Below are 16,913 nucleotides of genomic sequence, written 5' to 3'. Positions count from 1 at the left end.
GCCATCACCGCACGCTGGCCTGTCATCAATTGCTCGTGGTGCTCGCATCACCAGCGTCGCCGAACGCGGTCCAGCCGCCGTCGACATAGAGGATCGACCCGTTGATGTAGGACGCCTCTGCTGACGCCAGGAAATAAGCTGCGTTCGCGACTTCTGCCGGTTCGCCGAAGCGGCCGATCGGAACGCGGCGCCGGATCCGCGCACTGTCAATGCGGCCCGACGCCCGCAATGCGGCCACGCCCGGCGTGTTGATATAGCCCGGCGCAATGGTGGCCGTACGCAGCCCGGCAGGACCAAGTTCGGCCGCCATACATCGCGTCAGAATGTCGATGGCCGCCTTCGAGGCGCCGTAGGCGTGGCGCGGCGCGAACGGCAGGAACGTATTGATCGAGCCGAGATTGAGAATGACGCCGCCGCCACTCATCAGCCTGATCGCCTCGCGGGCGCAGAGAAATGCGCCAACGACATTCACCTCCAGCACCCTGTCGATATCCGCCGCAGACTGATCGAGCGCCGGCACGAAACCATCTGCCACCGCCGCATCATTGACCAGCACGTCGATGCGACCAAAGCGCCGCCTGATCGCAGCAAACATCGCCAGCACGTCCTGCTCCGACGAGACATCGAGGGCGAAAGCCATGTGTCTCGTGCCGAGCGCGCACACCAGGTTTTCGGCGCGATCACCATCCTTGTCCGCGACGACCACGGTGTCGCCGCCGGAGGCAAATCGCCGAGCGATCGCCTCGCCGATACCGTTGGCTCCGCCGGTCACCACCACGATGCGCTCGCGCGACGACGGCTCGGGCTTCACCAGTTCGACGTCCGGTGTCCCGGTGACCGCTGGATGCGCATCGCCCGGCTGATTGAAGGATTGCCAGCCGCCATCGACGGCCAGAACCGCGCCCGTCACATAGCCTGCCTCCGACGAAGCGAGAAAGCGCGCCACAGCCGCGATCTCGTCCGGCCGTGCCATGCGCCCGAGCGGAATGCGCCGCCGAACCAGATCGAGACTCGTCTTGCCTGAGCGCTCAAGCTCCGCGACCATGGGAGTGCGGACATAGCCTGGCGCAATCGCCACGACGCGAATGCCATGCTTTGCCCATTCGCAGGCAAGCGATCGAGTTGCCGAGATCAATCCTGCCTTGGACGCCGCATAGGCGTTGCGCTTCGGATTGCCGAGCACGCCCGCCAGCGACGCAACGTTCACGATGACACCGCCGAGCCCCATCATTCGCCTCGCCACCTCGCCCGCAAGCACGAAGGGGCCGCGCAGGTTGACGCTCAACGCCTTGCGAAACGAGGCAACGTCAGTGTCGACAGTCGCTGCCATGGTTGGTCCAAGTGCCGCGTTATTGACGAGGACGTCGACCCGTCCAAATCGCTGTTCGATCGCGGCGACGAGACCCACGACCTCGTCTTCGGAAGCCACATCGCAGTGGAATGCCGCATGTCCGCCGCCGAGCGAAGCCGTGACGTCGACCACGTCGGTGTACGGCAAATCGACGGCCGCAATGATGTCGCCGTCCCGGTGGAAGGCCTCGAGCAGCGCCCGGCCGACACCGCCAGCCGCTCCGGTGATGACGACGACGCGCTTTGGCTTTTCCATCTAATCCCCCTTTGCCGCGATGGCGTCGTCCTACGTACGGCGCGCCTCGGCCAGAATTTCATGGATGGGATCGTTCGGGTGCGGCGCGCCAATCGGCAGGCGCTGGCCAAAACGCACCTCCTCGCTCTCGGTGTGCACCGCCTGCTCCTCGACCCAATCAAACGCCACGATGCGCCGCGCCACGCGCCACTCGCCGCCGCGCTTCTCGAAAAGATCGCAATAGCGCCCGGCTATGAGAAACTGCCGCACGATCCCGTCATTGCCTGGACCACGCTGCAGGGCAAGAAAATAGGTCTCGACCGCGGCACGCGCCGGGCCGACGATCTCAATCAAGATGTTGCCTACCTGATGGACGTTGCGCGCGCCGCTCTTGAACACCTCGCGAGCCCAGAGAAAGAAGCCCTCGACCGGTCCGGAATAGACGCCGTGCCGATCGGTCGCGTCGGGCCAATACGAGCTGCGCAGCGTGGCTTCGTCGGCCCGGTCGATGCCCCGGCAATAGCGGTAGATGCAATCGCGGATCGCCTCACGGTCCAGAAACTCGGTCAGCTTTAATTCGTCGGCCATATGCCCACCTTCTTAGCAACCAGCCGTCAATCGCGGGACGCGGCGTTGCATGGCACCATCAATGCGTCCAGCGGTATGACGCCCTCGCCGCGCGGCATCACCAGAACCGGGTTGAGGTCGATGCTTTCAATCACGTCGGCATTGGTTGCCGCGAATTGCGAAAGCCGCGACAGCATCGCTGCCAGCGCATCGACGTCGGCCGGCGGCGCGCCGCGCACGCCATCCAGCACGGCAAAGCCTCGAATCTCGCGGATCATCCGCTGCGCCTCAGCGACGTCGAACGGCGCAACGCGGAAGGTCACGTCCTTGAGCACCTCGACGAAGACGCCGCCGAGTCCGAACATCACCACGGGACCGAACGACGGATCCCGCACCACGCCGACAATGGTTTCTACGCCTCCCCTGATCATCGGTGAGACGATGACGCCATCGATCCGCGCGTCGGGCCGCCTGTCACGGGCACGGGATAGGATGGTACGGGCGGCATCGCGGGCCTGCGCCTCGTCGCGCGGACCGACGATCACTCCACCGATCTCGGTCTTGTGCGCGATGTCCGGCGAGGAGATCTTCACCACCACCGGAAAGCCGATCGCCGCGGCGGCTGCCCCGGCATCCTCATCCGGTCGCACCAGCGCTTCCTTCGGAAAGGCAACCCCCGCCGCCTGCAACAGCGATTTCGCTTCGTGCTCGCTGAGCGCCCCATCCGGCAGCGTGATACGCGACGCGGCGGTCGGTGCCGTGCGCACCTGCTTCGCCGCGTCGAAGCTGCGGCGAAACCACACCAGCGCCGCCAACGCGTTCACCAGCGCCGAGCCATCCTCGAAGATCAGGAAGCCCTCGCCCTCATAGGCGCGGACGATCTCCGGTGGCGCGGACATCGACAGCGCAAGGATCCGACCTTGATGTCCGGCCGTCGCACTCCGCAGCGCCTGGCGCAGCGAGGCCGAAAAGGTCGGGCTCGCCGGTCCACTGCCGAAAATGCCGGCAAAAAGGTGATAGCTCCCCTTCTCCAGCATCGCGGCAATGTAGCTCGTCATCAGCGGGAGATCGGTGAGCGCCTGCGCCGTGGCGTCGACCGGATTGCGCGGCGATGCGTAGGGCAGCATCGCCTTCAGCTCGCCCTGTGCCGCCTCGGGCATTGGCGCGACGTCGAGCCCGCATGCCGATGCGTCGTCGGCCATCTGAATGCCGAAGCCGCCGGACAGCGTGAAGATGCCGAACCTGTTGCCGGCGGGATAAAGCCCCCGCGCGCAGGCATAGCTCACGTCGAGATGCTCGGCGGTGGTTCGCGCGCGATAGGCACCATATTGCCGCAACACTGCATCGAACACGGCATCCGATCCCGCCAGCGCCGCGGTGTGCGAGCTCACCGCCTGGGCGCCGACATCGGAGCGACCGACCTTCAGGAACACGATGGCCCTTTCTTTCGCCCGTGCAACCTCCAGTGCCTCGATGAACGTATCGCGATCGCGAATGCCTTCCGCATAGGCCATCACGACCTTGACGTCGGGCTGGTCGATGACCCAACGCAGCGCTTCCGCGACGTCGATATCGCACTCGTTCCCGGTGGTGATCCATTGCCCGATGCCGAGGCCGCGCTGGCGCGCCAGGTGGGCAATGTGGGAGCCGTAAGCTCCGCTTTGCGAGACGACGGCGACCGGACCTGGCTCGACGAATGCAGCATCGAGGATCGCCGAGAATGTTCCGTAGTAGCCGATGCCGGCGTTGAACAGTCCGAGGCAATTCGGGCCGAGCACGCGCATGCCGCTCTCGCGGGCAATGCCGGCGATCTGGTCCTGCGCGAGACGTCCCTGCTCGCTTGCCTCGGCAAAGCCGGCTGAGAACACCACGGTCGCCTTGACCTTGCGATCCGCGCAGTCTCTCAGCGCCTGCACCACGCCCTGCGCCGGCACTGCGAGGATCGCGACGTCCGGCACCTCCGGAAGCGTTGCCACCGAGTCGTAGGATCTGATGCCCTGGACGGTGTCCCGCTTAGGATTGACCGGATAGACCGCGCCCTGGAAACCGCCCTCGCGCAGATAGCGCAGGGGGCGTCCGCCAATGCGCGCAACATCATCAGATGCGCCGATCAGGGCGATGGATCGCGGCTTGAAGAGAGGATCGAGCGAGGCTGGATGATGGCGTATCAAGGCATATTCTCAACTGGCAGGAATTGACGGAAGTCCGAATTGCGCCTCGGGCAAGCCGGTCACGCCGAGGCCGTCGATCGCGAACAGAAAGCCTCCGTCCGGGTGTCGCGAGACGGCGCGTCCCGATCCTGAATCCTTGATCGACGTCACATAGAGCGTCGACAGATCGGATCCGCCGAAGGCCACCGACGAGGGCAAGTCGGTCGGCGCGTCGATGAGACGATCAAGCCCCCCTTGCGGGGTGAAGCGCGCAATCTTGCCCACCTGCACGAGCGCAACCCAGAGGCAGCCATCGCAATCGACCGTCGCCCCGTCAGGTCCCGACTGATATGGCCCGGTGTCGATGACGATCCGCGGCTCCGGATCGAACGCATCGCCGGGCTCGTACCGATAGGCGCGGATCGCCCGATCGAGGCTGTCGGCGAAGTACATGGTGCGGCCGTCGGGGCTGAGGCAGAGCGCATTCGAAATGCGAATGTCGCCGGCGAGCACTGTGTGCGCACCGGTGGCGTCGATGCGAAAGAGCTGCCCCAGCGGCTCGGCGTGGACGCCCATGGTACCGCAGAGAAACCGTCCCCAACGATCGACTTTGCCGTCATTGAAACGCACGCGCGGATCGCGTGGTTCGGGCTGGAATAGCGCCGTCAGCTCGCTTGAGCCGAGATCGAGCCGGTAGATGCCGTCCGCGAGCGCGACAATCAACCCATCGCCTTTGGCCAGCCCAACCGAGCCGACCATGGACGGCACGTCCCAGTGCCGCGCGATCCCGCGCTCGGGTTCATAGCCGTGGATTCGGCGCGAGACGCCATCGACCCAATAGAGCCGCTGTCGCGTGACATCCCAGACCGGGCTTTCGCCAAGCTGTGCAGCTGTCGTCGATATCCTGCTCACTTGCAGCGCCATCAAGGAACTTCCGGCTAAGTCTCGTCTCGTGTCATCTCGCGAAGTTGGGGGGTGCGAGAGGGTGACGGGCCGGTCAAGCCGGCCCGTCACTGCGCTTATTGCGTCTTCAGGAGATCGCAGGCGCTCTCCGCCGCCGGCCGCCAGGCGTCATCGGCTGGAATTGTGTCGGTGATCTCGTAGTAGTCATAAGGATACTTCGACTCGGCCGACGTCTTGATGCGGGCACCATAAAGCGGCCGCATCACCTGTCCGTCGGCACGAATGCCGACGTTCTTCATCTCGAAATCATTGATGGGTGTGATCTTCATTTGTCGCATCACCGCCTCGCCGTCGTCGGTCTGCGTCGCGGCGATCGCCTTGAGATAGTGCGTGACGGCGCTGTAAGTGCTTGCCTGCGCCTCGTTCGGGACCCGGCCATTGAACGCCGCCTGGTAGCGCTTAGCGAAGGCGCGCGTCTCGTCGGTCATGTCCCAGTAGAAGGGCGTCGTCAGGCGCACGTTCTGCAGCGGCTGCAGGCCGATGCTATGTGTCTGATTGATCATCAATCCCAGCGGGGCAAGCTGCTGCTTCTGTGTGAGCCCGAATTCCTGAGCCTGCTTCATGGCATTGGCGAAGTCCGAACCCGAATTTGCCAGCGCGATGACCTTCGCTCCGCTCGATTGGGCCGTCAGCAGGAACGAGGAGAAGTCCGAAGAATTGAGCGGATGCAGGACGGAACCGACGACTTTGCCGCCGTCGGCCTTGATGAAGTTCGTGGTGTCAGCCTGCCAGGCCTTGCCGAAGGAGTAGTCGACGGTGACAAAGAACCAGGTATCCAGCCCCCGTGCCAGCAGCGATTTCACCGTCGCCTTCGGCAGCGCATAGGTGTCCATCGTCCATTGCGTCGTCATCGGCGAACATTTTTCGTTGGTGAAAACCGAGGCCGCCGTTCCCGCCAGGAGATAGGGCTTCTTCCGGTTCCTCATGACGTCCTGCACGCCGAGCGCGATCGAGGACGCCGAGCATCCGACGATCGCATCCACGCCTTCATTGTCCAGCCAGCGCAGCGCAATGGAAACGCCGATGTCCGGCTTGTTCTGGTCGTCGGCCACGACGAGCTCGACCTTCTTGCCGTTGACGGCACCACCGAAGTCGCTGATCGCAAGTCGCGCGGCGACAACCGAACCCGGCCCGCAATTGTCTGAATAGGGACCGGTCTGGTCGTTCATGACGCCAATCTTGACGACGTCCCCGGAAATCCCCTGCGCCACGACCGGTGCAGCGCCAGATGATATTGCACCCAACAGGATCGCCACAGCGGCGACATAGGCAACCGACACTCTCATGTGCTTCCTCCTCCCTCTGCCCGCGGAGTTTTCTTGTTGTGGCGGGCGCCCAATGAACGGTTGATGCGCGCTCAAGAGAACGCGTAGGTAATTCCTCCATCGACGAACAACATGTCGCCGGTGATGAAGCTCGCCTCGTCGCTCGCAAGAAATACTGCCGCATTCGCCACGTCGCGTGTCTCGCCGAGGCGTCCGATCGGCACACGCGCGCGCCGTCGCTCCCACGCCTCCTCGCTAACGACGAGATTGGCGCCATCGGTCGGCGTCGGCCCAGGCGCGATCGCATTCACGCGGATTCCGCGCGGACCGAACTCGGCCGCAGCGGAGCGCGTTGCGCCCGCCACCGCGGCCTTCACCGCGCTGTACATCACGCCATTCACCATCGCGAGCACAGCCGACGGTGACCCGATATTCACGATGGCTCCGCCGCCGGCCGCAGTCATTGGTGCAAGAACCGCCTGATAGCCCCAGATCACGCCCTTCAGGCCGACATCGATCATCCGGCCGACCATCTCCTCAGTCTGCTGCTCCAGCGGTCCGTAACGATTCCACATCGCGTTGTTGACCAGGATGGTCGGCGGACCAAACGCCTCGACAAGACGATCGACCGCAGCAAATACATGGGCCCGCACGCCAGCATTGCCCACGATCGCAATAGCCTTGCCGCCATCTGCGACGATTGCGCGTGCCGCAGCTTCAGCCACGTCCACCTTCAGGTCGAGCACTCCGACCGCCGCGCCCTCGCGCGCGAACGCTTCCGCAATGGCGCGGCCGATGCCTCGCCCCCCGCCCGTGACGAGCGCCACGCGCCCCTGCAACCTGCCGCTTCCCACGACGTCCTCCACCTCGGCCAATGTTTCGCCCTCTTGGCCTTGACTGGAGGCACCTTGTCATGCGCAGTTGGGGCAAACAAAATATAATTCATTTGTGAAGCCGACTTTCACATCCGTGAATTTCTAGCGGCGATGGGGACGCGAAACATGCAAGCGCCGGCAACGAAATCCGCGGCGATGCCGGGTGGACCATCCACCGTGAAGTCAGCGCTGCGGGCACTCGAGATTCTACAATTCTTCATGAACGTTCGACAGCCGCGCGCGATGTCCGAGATCGGGCTCGCGCTCGGCTATCCGCCGTCGAGCACGACCGTTCTGCTCAAGACACTCGTCAGCATGGGATATCTGAATTACGACCGACGCATGCGCGTCTACTTCCCGACGCCCAAGGTGACATCGCTGGGCGATTGGATTCCGCGAGCTCTGTTCGGCAACAGCCGAACGCTCGAAGCCATGCACGATGTCCACGCGGCCACCGGCGAAACAGTTTCGATCGGAACAACGAACGACGTCTACCTGCAATACGTCAAGATCGTGCAATCGATCCACCCGCTTCGCTTTCACGTCGACGAGGGGACGCTGCGCCCACTGACTCAATCGGCACTGGGCTGGCTCTTGATGTCCACGATGTCGGACGGGAAGGTCGACAACATCATTCGCCGTGCGAACATCGCCACGCCCAACGCATCGGATCGCGTGAAGCTGCTCGACATGATGACTCGCATTCGACAGATCCGCGGCAAGGGATATTGCTCTGCCGAAGACATTCCCATTCAGGGCGGCGCGACGATCTGCGTCCTGCTGCCCGTGACGATCCAGAATCAGCCCATGGTCATCGGCCTCGGCGGCGCTGCCGAGCGGATCCGTCAGAACTTCAATCGCTACCTCGCCGTCCTGCAGCGGGCGGCAAAGTCGGTCAAGGTGGACGATTCCCTCGACCAGCAGATCGACATCGCCTTCTGACGCAGCACTAACCGGGAAGACGCAGCACCGCCTTGGCGAGGATGTTACGTTGTATCTCGTTGGAGCCGCCGAAAATCGCGGGCGAACGCGAATCGAGAAACAGGTTCATTGCGTCGATCTCGACATCCCCAGCGGTGAGATCGTCAGCAAGCCGCGCCTCTTCACCCGCGACCGTGAGCATTTCCTCGGTGATCCGCTGGTAGAGCTCGGTCGTGAAGATCTTGAGAGCAGAGACATCGGCGCCGAGCTCTCCGCCAGCGCGCAGAACCTTCGCATAGCGCTCGAAGGCGGATCCGAGGTCGTAGAGATCGAGCCTCAGGCGGGCGAAGCGCGACATGAACGCAGGATCTTCGAACGCGCCGCGGGCTTCCGCGAGCCGTCGCAGACGCTCGAGCGCGTATTCAGGGCGCGTCGGCGCCCCCAGGAAGATGCGTTCGTGGCCAAGCACTGACTTCGCGACGGTCCAGCCTTCATTGACCTTGCCAACCAGGTTCTTCAGCGGCACACGCACATTGTCGAAGAAGACCTCGCAAAAGTCGGCCTCGCCACGCAGATTTGCAATTGGCCGGACGCGAACACCGGGCGACGACAGGTCGAGCAACAGGACGGTGATACCCTTCTGGCGCACCTTGGCGTCACGTTCGGTACGAACGAGGACGAAGATCCAATTTGCGCAATGGGCTAGCGTCGTCCATATCTTCTGTCCGTTGACCACGAACTCATCGCCATCCAGCACCGCCGACGTCTGCAGGCTCGCGAGATCGGATCCCGCATTGGGCTCCGAATAACCCTGACACCAGACGTGCTCGCCGGACAATATCCGCGGCAGATAGTGGGCCTTCTGTTCTTCGGAGCCGTACTCGATGAGGAGTGGACCGACAAGCCCGATGCCATGATCCGGAATGCGCGGACAGCCAAGGCGTCCCCATTCCTCGACATAGATCATGTGCTTGGCCGCTGAGAGGCCCATGCCGCCGTACTGCCGCGGCCAGGTGGGAGCCAGCCAGCCCTTGGCGGCCAGCGCATGATACCACTCGGCGACTTCGTTGAAGAGCGGACGCTGCTTGCGCATGTAGCGCAGATGGACCGGGCAGTTCTGGTCAACCCACGCGCGAAAGATCGACCTGAACTCTTCGTCGGGAATGTCGTTCCAGTCGGACGCCATCAAAGCACGTCCTTGAAGATCGGGGTGCGCTTCTCCATGAACGCCCGCATCGCTTCCTTGGAATCGTCGTGCTGTGTCATCTCCACCGTGAGGTTCTGCTCGAAGCGATAGCCGTCCTTGAGGCCCATCGTTTCGACCGTATTGATCGCGCGTTTGGCGAGCTTGAGCGCCATCGGGCTCTTCTTTGCGATCTCGGCGGCCATCTTGAGGGCAGCGGGCATCAGCTCTTCCCGAGGCAGGCAGTCCTCGATGATGCCGCGGCGATAGAGCTCGGCCGCCGGCACCCGGTAGCCGGTCAGCACCATGCGGCGCGCCAGCGTATGCGGAATGATCCGCATCGTATGCCGCACCCCGCCCATCAACCCGACATCGATCTCGGGCAGACCGAACACCGCGTTCTCGGAGGCCAGGATGATGTCCGAGCAGAGCGCGAGGCCGAGGCCAGCTCCCAGCGCCGGACCGTTCACCGCGGCGATCACCGGCTTGTTGGATTCGATGATGCAGAAGCCGACCTCGCGCGCCCGCCGCAGATGGCGATAGGTGTCGCCCGGCACCGCGCCGACCTTGCCCCGCGATTTGATGTCGGCGCCAGCCGAGAAGGTCTTTCCGGCACCGGTCAAGACGATCACACGCACTGTCGGGGTCTCGTTCAGTTCGTCGAAGACAGCAATGAACTCTTCGACGAACTCCTTGGATTGCGCGTTCACCGGCGGCGCATCCATCGTCACGACCGCAATGTGATCCTTGATCTCGGTCTTGATCAGATTGTTATCCATTAGGTCCTCCCGCGGCGATGGCCGCTTTCGCGTTCGACAAACTCCAGGCGCAGCTGTTCCGGCTGTCCCAGCATGGCATTGAGATTGATGGTGCGCTTCAGATAGAGACCGATGTCACATTCGTCGGTGTACCCCATGGCGCCATGAAGATGCACCGCGCGACGGCAGATCGAGAATGCGGCTTCGCCCGCCCGTGCCTTGGCCGCCAATACGGCAAGCTCCGCCGTATCGTCATCGTCCGCCTGCAGCGCATCGACCGCGTTGATCACGGCTGCGGCGGCGAATTCCGCCTCGATCCACATGTCGACCAGACGGTGCTGGATGGCTTGGAAGCTGCCGATCGGCTTGCCGAACTGCACGCGGTCGCTCGTATAGGCGATCGTGAGTTCGAGTGCTTTCGATGCGAGCCCGGTCAGCTCGGCCGCGAGCGCCAGCCGCGTATGCCGGATCGCCTGGCGGAGCAGATCCTCGGATCGGTTCGCGCGCGACAGCACGCGATCCGCCGCGACCGCACAATCGGAAAACGAGATGGTCGCAAGCGCACTGCCATCAACCCCGGCCCGTTCCGATATCGTCACCCCGTCTGCATCGGCGGCGACGCTCAGAAGCATGACACCGTCGACGTCCTGGGCGACCACAAGGAAATCCGTCGCGGCACGCGCCGCATCGACGAAGCGTGTTTCGCCCGACAGAGCGATGCTGCCATTGACGCTGCGCGCGACAACCGAGTCCGCGCCGGATGTCCATGCCGGCACCGCGACAATCTCGCCGCTGGCTATTCCGGCCGCCAAACGGTTGCGCTCTGCCCCCGGCGAAGCGCCGGCAAGCAACGTCGCGGTAAAGACCGAGGCCGTGCCGGTTGGTTCGGCGATCAGGGCACGCCCCAGCGCCTCGCTGAGGACAGCCTGCTCGCGCGGCCCGAGACCCGCACCGCCGCATTCTTCGGGCAACAACAGCCCGATCCAGCCAGCTTCCGCCATCGCGGACCAGATCAGCGGATCCATGGTCCCGCCGCGGGCGCGTTTGTCGCGCATGGCCTTGGCACCTGGAAAGCGCGCGGCAAAGCCGGTGACGCTGTCACGAAGCATCAGAAGTGTACCGTCGGGATCGTCCAGCATCAGTTCGGGCATGGTCTCTGATTCTCGGTGACGCCAGCGCCGACGTTAGGTCGGCAATGCATGGTCTTTGAACAATTCGCGCAGCTTGGTCTTCTGCAGCTTCCCGGTCGCGGTGTGCGGCAACTCGTTGACGAAGACGACATCGTCTGGCAACCACCACTTGGCGACACGGCCCGACATGTAGTCCAGGATGTCCTCGGGTGCAGGGTCTGTGTCCGGTTTGCGGACCACGACCAGAAGCGGCCGCTCCTGCCATTTCGGATGCGGCAGTCCGATGACCGCAGCCTCCTGCACGGCCGGATGGGCGACCGCGACATTTTCGAGGTCGATCGACGAGATCCACTCGCCGCCGGACTTGATCACATCTTTCGAGCGATCCGTGATCTGGATGTAACCGTCGGCGTCGATGGTTGCGACGTCTCCCGTCGCAAACCAGCCTTCCGCATCCAGAACCGCCCCGCCCTCTCCCTTGAAATAGCCCGACGCGACCCAGGGCCCGCGCACCATCAGGTTTCCGGCGCTTGCGCCGTCATGCGGCAGCGGCGTTCCGTCTTCGCCCACAATCCTAATCTCGACGCCGTAGATCGCGCGCCCCTGCTTGCACTGCATAGACACTTGGTCGGCCGCCGGCAGATCGCGATGAACCGGCAGAAGATTGCCAATAGAGCCAAGCGGGCTTGTTTCGCTCATGCCCCAAGCGTGGATGACGAACGCGTCGAAGACATTGCGGAACTTCTCGATGACGCTGCGCGGCGCGGCGGATCCCCCGACGACCACGCGCTCGAGCTTGATTGCGGAAAGATCGAGCCTTGGGTTTTCCTCGACGTACTTGAAGAAGCCGAGCCACACGGTCGGCACGCCAAGCGAGAAATTGCAGCCTTCTTGCACGGCGAGATCGAAGATGCTCTTGCCATCCAGGCTTGGACCGGGCAGCACGACCTTGGCTCCGCACATTGCTGCCGCGTAGGGAATCCCCCATGCGTTCACGTGAAACAAGGGCACGACGAGAAGAACGCTGTCACTGCTCGCCAGCTTAAGACCATCGTTCGCGCAGGCGACAAACGAATGCAGGATGGTCGAACGGTGGCTGTAGAGCACCCCCTTGGGGTTGCCGGTCGTGCCGGATGTGTAGCAGAGCGACGACGCCGTTCGCTCGTCGAACGCCGGCCAGGTCAGGATGTCGTCCTCCGCCTCAACGAGCGCATCGTAACAGAGGCAGCCGGGAAGCTGAGCTGGAAGGTGCGCATTGTCCGTCATCGCTACCAGTTTGTCGACAGTGACGAGATTCGGCCGCAGCTTCTGAACGAGATCGGCGAAGGTGATGTCGAACAGCAGCACCCGATTTTCGGCGTGGTTGATGATATAGTCGATCTGCTCGGGAAACAGGCGCGGATTGACGGTGTGCAGCACCGCGCCGATGCCGGATACAGCGAAATAGAGCTCCATGTGACGATGGGTGTTCCAGGCGAGCGTCGCGACGCGATCGCCCGGCTTGACGCCGAGCTTGATCAGCGCCTTTGCGAGCTTTGCTGCGCGCGACCGCAATCCGGCATAATTGCTGCGATGGATCGTCCCCTCGCAGGTCTTGCTGACGATCTCTGTCCTGGGGTGGAAACGCGCCGCATGCTCGATCAGACTCGAGATCAGTAAAGGTCGATCCTGCATCAATCCGAGCACTGAGCCGCCTCCTCCGTAATCCCAGCTGCGGGCGGCCATTGTTGATCTTGCCGTCCTCTCCCAGACATTTCTTGGTGGCGGTGCAAACTGTCAAACGAAACGATCCGCGCGAAGGCGAATTTCACATCCTTGAAAATGCGCGAGCGACGATCGCTTCGTCTTCGCTCGGAGTGCTCCCTGCACCATCATGGCGCAAGCCAAATTGTGAGAGTAAGGCTACAGCGCGATGGGGTCGCTTCGGGACGCTCGCAAGCGCCGCCGCCCCTGGACACGCTCCTGCTTGTGCCGCGAACGGCCCCTGCGCGATGCCAAGCCACCTACCAACTTCTGACCACACGGCCACTCGCGATCAAGATTCGTCCCGCGAAAAGATCAGAGGTCTTCGAGCCGACGCCATGAATATTGCACGCGGCGGTCTTCTCTGCCGAACGCAAAATAGAAACCGCCGCCGCCGGGCTGGTCATAAGCACGATCAATCGCGACGCCAAAACAGTGGCAATACAGCAGAGTGCCGACGCCACCGTGGCCGACAAAAAGCACGTCGCCCGGTTTATTCCGGGCCAAGACGTGCTCGACCTCGTGAACGATGCGCCGCTGTGCGTCAACCGCCCGCTCCCAGCCTCGAACGCTAATCCGGGGCTGCGCAAAAAACTGATTGGCAACCGCCTCAAATTCATCAGGCATCAGGAAGCCAGTAGCGGATCGGTCATTCTCGTGCATTGCCTCCCGCACCTCGACCTCGACGTTCAGCTTTGCGGCGATGATCTCGGCGGTCTCGATTGCCTTCCGCTCACCACTGGAGATGATCTGCGTGGTGCGTGAGAGCTCTCTCGTACCCGCCACTGCCTCCATGCGAGCCCTCCCGACCTCACTCAGGCCCCAGGATGGAACGGGAATCGCCGGATCAATGTTCACCTGGGGATGGGTGAGATAGCGTACGAGGCTCGTCATGAGCTACGCATCGTTCTGCGTCGAGACCCGCAGCCCCGCGGCATTGAAGACGTGCACGTCCCGAGCTGCGGCATTGAGCATAGCCCGTTCGCCGGGCATCGGGGTCTGCCTGCCGCGCACCTCGGCAACGAACAGCCTGTCGTCAGCACGGCGAACATAGGCAAAGGAGGCTTCGCCGAGCCGTTCGACCAGTTCAACGACGCCTTCTACAGCGAAGGGACCGCCTTCCCCTCGGCCAAGGTGCTCCGGACGGACACCGACCGTCAGCGTGTCGCCAACCTTCAATGAGGTTACTGGCAGATCGAAGCTACGAAAGCCGGGTCCCGCGACGCGTACGCATCCGCCATCGACACTGGCAACCTTCGCCTCGAAAAAATTCATCGCAGGCGAGCCGATGAACCCGGCAACGAACAGATTTGCAGGCGTATAGTAGAGATCGAGCGGCCTGCCGACCTGCTCAATGCAGCCCTTGTTCATCACGACGATGCGGTCGGCGAGCGTCATCGCTTCGACCTGGTCGTGCGTGACGTAGACGATGGTCGACTTCAGCATTCGATGCAGATTCGCGATCTCGACCCGTGTCGAGACGCGCAAGGCCGCGTCGAGATTGGAGAGCGGCTCGTCAAACAGGAAAACGGCGGGCTCGCGCACGATCGCACGACCGATCGCAACGCGCTGACGCTGTCCGCCGGAGAGATCGCGCGGATAGCGCTCGAGCAATTCGTCGAGCCGCAGCATGCGGGCCGCCTCTGCCACGCGCCGTTCGCGCTCAGGCGGCTGCACCCCGGTGAATTTCAACCCGAACGTCATGTTCTTGCGCACGTTCATGTGCGGATAGAGCGCGTAGGACTGGAACACCATTGCGATGCCGCGCTCGGCGGGTGCGAGCGTGTTGACGAGCTTGCCGGCGATATGGATGTCGCCGCCCGACGCGCCGTCGAGCCCGGCAATCATCCGCAGAAGCGTCGACTTTCCGCACCCCGATGGGCCGACGAGAACGACGAATTCGCCATCCTGGATGTCCAGGTTAACGTCGTTGAGCACGGTCGTCGCGCCATAACGTTTATTGAGGTGCTCGATGCGCAGATTGGCCATTCTGACAACCTATTTGACCGCGCCGGAGGTGAGACCTGCGATGAGTTGGCGCGAGAGAATCACGTAGATCACGACGACCGGCAGGATCGCCATAGACAGTGCGGCGAGCACGGAATTCCAGTCGGTGATGTATTGGCCAAGAAACTGCTGCACGCCGAGCGTGACCGTATGCGTCGAATCGCTCGACGTCAGGATCAGCGGAAACCACAGGTCGTTCCAGATCGGCACGATAGTGAAAACGGCGACGGTCGCGATCGCCGGCCGCAGCAGCGGCGCGACCACCTCGAAAAAGATGCGGGTTTCCGGCACGCCGTCGCAGCGCGCAGCGTCGCGCAGGTCCTTTGGGATCTGCTGGATGAACTCGCTCAATATGAAGATCGACAACGGCAGGCCTTGCGCGACGTAGACGAGAATCAGGGCCGTCAACGTGTCGTTGAGGCCGGCCGACCGCATCATGTTGAGAATCGCGACGGAGCCAAGCCGGATCGGCACCATGATTCCGATCGACAGAAACAGCGCGAGCGCCGTCGAACCGCGAAAGCGGTACTCGGTCAGCGCCCAGGCCGCCATCGCGCCAAACAGCAGCACGAGCGCCATGCTGACGAGGGTCACGATCAGCGAGTTCGAATAGTAGGTCAGGATATGGGAGGAGCGAAAGACTTTCTCATAGCCAATGAGGCTGAAGGTTGTAGCATCCGGCGGCGCGAGCGGGCTACCGAAGATGGCGCTACGAACCTTGAACGAATTCATAACGACAAGCAGGATCGGGCCTACCGCCAGCAGGCTGTACGCGATCAGGACGAGATGGACGCTGAAGCTCCTTGCGCGCTGCTCCGCTGTCATGCCGGCTCCTCAGAAAGCGTAACGGCGGATGCGCCGCTGCACGAGGAAGAGATAGAGACAAAGGCCAAGGAGGATGATGAAGAACATCACCGTCGCGACCGCGGCGCCCATCGTCGGATTGCCGAGCTGGAGCTGGTTGCCGAAGAAAGTGCGGTAGAAGAACGTGCCGAGAATGTCGGTCGCGAAATTCGGCCCCGCAAGCGCGCCCTTGACTGAATAGATCAGATCGAAAGCGTTGAAGTTGGCGACGAAGGTCAAGACCGAGACCAGGCTGATCGTCGGCAGGACCAGCGGAAGCTTGATGTGGAAGAAGATACGGAAATGTCCGAGCCCGTCGACGCGTGCTGCGTCGATCAGCTCTTCGGGGATGTTGAGCAGCGCAGCATAGATCAACATCATCGGGATGCCGACGAATTGCCAGACGGAAATGAGGGACAGTGTTACGAGCGCGCTCGATTCGAGCCCCAGCCAGGGAGCAAACAGTGAGCCCAACCCCACGGCCTTCAAAGCGCCAGCAGCTACGCCCCAGAGCGGGGATAGGATCAAGTTCCAGGAGAAGCCAACGATGACGACCGAAAGCATCGTCGGCAGAAACATGACGGTGCGATAGAAACCCTTGAGCCTCAACCCCGGCAGGCTCAGCAATCCTGCGAGCGCGATACCGATCGGATTCTGCACGCACATATGCACGGCAAAGAATATCAGATTATTGCTAAAGGCATTCCAGAACGGCTTCGACCACAGCGCGTCGCCGAGCAGCGTCCCGAAATTGGCAAGCCCGACGAAATACCGGGCTCCAGACGGATCGCTTGTGTAGGTGGAGAGCGCCATCGTCGCAACGAGCGGATAGATCGAGAACAGGCTGTAGATCGCAACCGCAGGTCCGAGAAAGAACAGCAGGAGGCCCGCGAGTCTTGCGCGAGGCATCTGAGCGGTAATGT

Annotated in this window: 15 protein-coding genes; 1 reads left to right on the top strand and 14 read right to left on the bottom strand. The window is 62.8% G+C overall.

All coding sequences use genetic code 11. From position 1 onward, the window contains the following. Window positions 1–25: 25 nt before the first annotated feature. The 6 genes from SO156_RS03775 to SO156_RS03750 all read right to left on the bottom strand — a co-directional run bounded on the left by SO156_RS03775 (window position 26) and on the right by SO156_RS03750 (window position 7,396). Window positions 26–1,606 (bottom strand): glucose 1-dehydrogenase, encoded by a 1,581-nt coding sequence (locus tag SO156_RS03775; RefSeq protein ID WP_498533895.1) that lies wholly within the window; start codon window positions 1,604–1,606, stop codon window positions 26–28. Between the two features lie 30 nt (window positions 1,607–1,636). Beyond that, entirely contained in the window at window positions 1,637–2,173 is a 537-nt protein-coding gene (locus SO156_RS03770; protein ID WP_498533894.1) for a nuclear transport factor 2 family protein, read from the bottom strand. 26 nt (window positions 2,174–2,199) lie between these two features. Next, window positions 2,200–4,323, bottom strand: coding sequence for an acetate--CoA ligase family protein (locus SO156_RS03765; RefSeq protein ID WP_498533893.1), 2,124 nt, complete (start codon window positions 4,321–4,323; stop codon window positions 2,200–2,202). A gap of 9 nt (window positions 4,324–4,332) precedes the next feature. Beyond that, the gene (locus SO156_RS03760; protein WP_498533892.1) at window positions 4,333–5,226 is read right to left on the bottom strand and encodes an SMP-30/gluconolactonase/LRE family protein; all 894 of its coding nucleotides are present in this window, start codon (window positions 5,224–5,226) and stop codon (window positions 4,333–4,335) included. 95 nt (window positions 5,227–5,321) lie between these two features. Then, on the bottom strand, window positions 5,322–6,551 hold the full coding sequence (locus SO156_RS03755; RefSeq protein WP_458142944.1) for an ABC transporter substrate-binding protein: 1,230 nt from the start codon (window positions 6,549–6,551) through the stop codon (window positions 5,322–5,324). Between the two features lie 71 nt (window positions 6,552–6,622). Next, complete coding sequence (locus SO156_RS03750; protein ID WP_498534044.1) at window positions 6,623–7,396, bottom strand: SDR family NAD(P)-dependent oxidoreductase; 774 nt, start codon at window positions 7,394–7,396, stop codon at window positions 6,623–6,625. 135 nt (window positions 7,397–7,531) lie between these two features. Here SO156_RS03750 and SO156_RS03745 point away from each other — a divergent pair, with 135 nt between their 5' ends. Further along, window positions 7,532–8,347, top strand: coding sequence for an IclR family transcriptional regulator (locus SO156_RS03745; RefSeq protein ID WP_498533891.1), 816 nt, complete (start codon window positions 7,532–7,534; stop codon window positions 8,345–8,347). Window positions 8,348–8,354: 7 nt separating this feature from the next. On the opposite strand, the gene SO156_RS03740 is transcribed toward SO156_RS03745, so the two are convergent. The 8 genes from SO156_RS03740 to SO156_RS03705 form a co-directional block, all read right to left on the bottom strand. Beyond that, window positions 8,355–9,512: an acyl-CoA dehydrogenase family protein gene (locus SO156_RS03740; RefSeq protein WP_498533890.1), complete on the bottom strand. Its 1,158-nt coding sequence runs from the start codon at window positions 9,510–9,512 to the stop codon at window positions 8,355–8,357. Beyond that, window positions 9,512–10,288 (bottom strand): enoyl-CoA hydratase/isomerase family protein, encoded by a 777-nt coding sequence (locus SO156_RS03735; protein WP_458142938.1) that lies wholly within the window; start codon window positions 10,286–10,288, stop codon window positions 9,512–9,514. The genes SO156_RS03740 and SO156_RS03735 overlap by 1 nt, the downstream gene beginning before the upstream one ends. After that, window positions 10,288–11,418, bottom strand: a complete 1,131-nt coding sequence (locus SO156_RS03730; protein ID WP_498533889.1) for an acyl-CoA dehydrogenase family protein — start codon at window positions 11,416–11,418, stop codon at window positions 10,288–10,290. The genes SO156_RS03735 and SO156_RS03730 overlap by 1 nt, the downstream gene beginning before the upstream one ends. 33 nt (window positions 11,419–11,451) lie before the next feature. Next, window positions 11,452–13,122: a 3-(methylthio)propionyl-CoA ligase gene (locus tag SO156_RS03725; protein ID WP_498533888.1), complete on the bottom strand. Its 1,671-nt coding sequence runs from the start codon at window positions 13,120–13,122 to the stop codon at window positions 11,452–11,454. A 333-nt stretch (window positions 13,123–13,455) separates the two neighbouring features. Continuing rightward, complete coding sequence (locus SO156_RS03720) at window positions 13,456–14,034, bottom strand: histidine phosphatase family protein (RefSeq protein ID WP_498533887.1); 579 nt, start codon at window positions 14,032–14,034, stop codon at window positions 13,456–13,458. A 3-nt stretch (window positions 14,035–14,037) separates the two neighbouring features. After that, entirely contained in the window at window positions 14,038–15,129 is a 1,092-nt protein-coding gene (locus SO156_RS03715) for an ABC transporter ATP-binding protein (RefSeq protein ID WP_498533886.1), read from the bottom strand. A gap of 9 nt (window positions 15,130–15,138) precedes the next feature. Beyond that, window positions 15,139–15,972, bottom strand: a complete 834-nt coding sequence (locus SO156_RS03710; protein ID WP_498533885.1) for a carbohydrate ABC transporter permease — start codon at window positions 15,970–15,972, stop codon at window positions 15,139–15,141. Window positions 15,973–15,981: 9 nt separating this feature from the next. Beyond that, window positions 15,982–16,899: a carbohydrate ABC transporter permease gene (locus SO156_RS03705; RefSeq protein ID WP_458142928.1), complete on the bottom strand. Its 918-nt coding sequence runs from the start codon at window positions 16,897–16,899 to the stop codon at window positions 15,982–15,984. Window positions 16,900–16,913 lie beyond the last annotated feature (14 nt).

The sequence above is a fragment of the Bradyrhizobium sp. UFLA05-125 genome (genome assembly GCF_059803515.1).
The sequence above is the reverse complement of the archived record's forward strand: the minus strand, read 5'-3'. Positions and strand labels throughout refer to the sequence as shown.

Bases quoted from the DNA above. Each gene is read 5' to 3' on its own strand.
- SO156_RS03775 (WP_498533895.1), bottom strand. From the start codon at position 1,606: ATGGAAAAGCCAAAGCGCGTCGTCGTCATCACCGGAGCGGCTGGCGGT.
- SO156_RS03770 (WP_498533894.1), bottom strand. From the start codon at position 2,173: ATGGCCGACGAATTAAAGCTGACCGAGTTTCTGGACCGTGAGGCGATC.
- SO156_RS03760 (WP_498533892.1), bottom strand. From the start codon at position 5,226: ATGGCGCTGCAAGTGAGCAGGATATCGACGACAGCTGCACAGCTTGGC.
- SO156_RS03755 (WP_458142944.1), bottom strand. From the start codon at position 6,551: ATGAGAGTGTCGGTTGCCTATGTCGCCGCTGTGGCGATCCTGTTGGGT.
- SO156_RS03745 (WP_498533891.1), top strand. From the start codon at position 7,532: ATGCAAGCGCCGGCAACGAAATCCGCGGCGATGCCGGGTGGACCATCC.
- SO156_RS03740 (WP_498533890.1), bottom strand. From the start codon at position 9,512: ATGGCGTCCGACTGGAACGACATTCCCGACGAAGAGTTCAGGTCGATC.
- SO156_RS03735 (WP_458142938.1), bottom strand. From the start codon at position 10,288: ATGGATAACAATCTGATCAAGACCGAGATCAAGGATCACATTGCGGTC.
- SO156_RS03730 (WP_498533889.1), bottom strand. From the start codon at position 11,418: ATGCCCGAACTGATGCTGGACGATCCCGACGGTACACTTCTGATGCTT.
- SO156_RS03725 (WP_498533888.1), bottom strand. From the start codon at position 13,122: ATGGCCGCCCGCAGCTGGGATTACGGAGGAGGCGGCTCAGTGCTCGGA.
- SO156_RS03720 (WP_498533887.1), bottom strand. From the start codon at position 14,034: ATGACGAGCCTCGTACGCTATCTCACCCATCCCCAGGTGAACATTGAT.
- SO156_RS03715 (WP_498533886.1), bottom strand. From the start codon at position 15,129: ATGGCCAATCTGCGCATCGAGCACCTCAATAAACGTTATGGCGCGACG.
- SO156_RS03710 (WP_498533885.1), bottom strand. From the start codon at position 15,972: ATGACAGCGGAGCAGCGCGCAAGGAGCTTCAGCGTCCATCTCGTCCTG.
- SO156_RS03705 (WP_458142928.1), bottom strand. From the start codon at position 16,899: ATGCCTCGCGCAAGACTCGCGGGCCTCCTGCTGTTCTTTCTCGGACCT.